The sequence below is a fragment of the Pseudomonas linyingensis genome (genome assembly GCF_900109175.1).
GTDB classification, from domain to species: Bacteria; Pseudomonadota; Gammaproteobacteria; order Pseudomonadales; family Pseudomonadaceae; genus Geopseudomonas; species Geopseudomonas linyingensis.
On the sequence record NZ_FNZE01000038.1, the window covers coordinates 1 to 1,900 of the forward strand.

2 protein-coding genes and 1 pseudogene are annotated in these 1,900 nt (G+C 49.4%); all 3 read left to right on the forward strand.

What is annotated here, in order from left to right:
* Positions 1-138: NAD(P)(+) transhydrogenase (Re/Si-specific) subunit beta (locus BMZ19_RS21970; protein ID WP_139214726.1), on the forward strand; the 138-nt coding region annotated here is incomplete at its 5' end.
* A 423-nt stretch (positions 139-561) separates the two neighbouring features.
* On the forward strand, positions 562-1,446 hold the full coding sequence (locus BMZ19_RS21975; protein WP_090313883.1) for a helix-turn-helix domain-containing protein: 885 nt from the start codon (positions 562-564) through the stop codon (positions 1,444-1,446).
* 155 nt (positions 1,447-1,601) lie between these two features.
* Positions 1,602-1,832: pseudogene (locus tag BMZ19_RS21980) on the forward strand (globin family protein); the annotation flags it as partial.
* Positions 1,833-1,900: the final 68 nt, after the last annotated feature.

Below are 1,900 nucleotides of genomic sequence, written 5' to 3' on the forward strand. Positions count from 1 at the left end.
ACCGTGATCGTCAACAAGCGCTCGATGGCCAGCGGCTACGCCGGTCTGGACAACGAGCTGTTCTACATGGACAAGTCGATGATGGTGTTCGGCGATGCCAAGAAGGTCATCGAGGACATGCTCAAGGCGGTCGCCTGATGTGAGTTCCCCCGCTGCGTATCCTGATCGCGCAGCCCTTCACGGCCGTCCACGGGCGGCCGTTTTTTTATTTGCAGGAGTTCATTCTCGAACCCCAAGCAGAAAGCCGAATCTGCAACAGTGATATAGCCAGCGACTGACGCGATAACCTTCACGCCTTACCACCTATGCAAAGTATTACGAGAGAACTTTGGCCTTCCCATGCACCCCACTGTTTATTCCACCAACCTATAAAAACTTTATTTTTTATTATCTTTTGGAGCCACCAAAAACCAATATCACTTTCCTACAAAACAGCTGCGTGCTAACATTTTTACAGATGTAAATACTAATAAAAATTGAAGCCCGCCCTGTGCTTTTTTTGCACTCTACTTGAGATCGCAATAAGAGCAAGGAAGACGGCCATCAAGAGAGAATTTAAGCATGCCGAAAGCCATCCCTCCAAAGGAACTTATCAAGTGGGTACCAGGAGAGGTTCTCAGCACAAGCGAAGAACTCGGGTGGAAAGATATAGAGCAGCGATCATATCGCTACAAGGGCCAGGATGTTCTGATCCCACCTCTTGATCACTTCATGATCGTTTGCTATTACATGGGCCGGACCCCCATGGATAGATGCATAGATGAAGGATGGAAACGTACGGCCTGCGCACCGGGAGACATTTCCCTGCTGACAATGTCGCAGGATTCACATTGGCACTGGACCGAAGAGATCGACGTTTCGCACATCTATCTTTCCAATGCGCTGATGTCACGCGTGGCCATGGATGTTATGGAGCGCCCGATCGAAGAGGTTCGTCTTCATGATCTACTTCGCACGCAAGACTTAATCTTGACATCCATTTCCAGCACGATCACAAGGGAAGTGAGCAGCCGTGGAATTGGTGGATCATTGTATGCTGAAGCCTTGGGCATGCAACTGGCCATTCACCTTCTGCGCCATTATGCCAGCGTCACCTTCAAGGAGAGAGAAGCTCCTGGCCGCCTATCTCAACTGCAGAAGCAGCGTTTGCTTGAGTTTATTGATGCCAACTTGCAGGACACCATACGCTTAGATGATATGGCTGATACCGCGGGACTTGGCGTCTGGACATTTTCCAGAAAATTCAGCGAGTCATTTTCCTGCTCACCACACACATTCGTTACCAATCAGCGCGTCGAGAGGGCCAAACGCATGCTGTGCGAGGGTTCGCTTGCCATCAAGGAGATCGCCTATCTTTGCGGTTTTTCAGATCAAGCACATTTAACTCGCGTACTTCGCGCCAAGCTCGGCGTCACTCCCGCACAATTAAGGTGCACCGGGAAATAGACACCCCAGAACGACAACAAAAAACACCAAAAAAAGTAAACCGTACAATTAAAAAACAGGGAAAAGATCAACCCAAAATACACTCTACAATCTGCCAGAAAATAGCAGATGATTTCACGCAACTCCTTAACTCAAGAAAAATAAATATGAAAAACTTGAATCCCGCCAACCGTGTAATGCAAAGCTATGGTCGCTGCTGCGCCAACCAGAACTTTTTTGATACTTTCTACCAGCACTTCCTTGCCAGCTCACCAGCAGTCCGCGATAAGTTCGTCAAAACCGATATGACTGCGCAGAAGCATCTGCTGCGCGCGGGCATCCTCAACCTGGTGCTTTACGCACGAGGCATGTCCGGCGCCATGATCTTGCCCAGTTCCAGTGGACACCCCGTTAAGCGATAAACTGCAACGAGGTGAACCATGGCAAGACAAGCAACCCCGATGAAGCAAACCCG

Coding starts and splice junctions, on each gene's coding strand:
- BMZ19_RS21975 (WP_090313883.1), top strand. CDS start 562: ATGCCGAAAGCCATCCCTCCAAAGGAACTTATCAAGTGGGTACCAGGA.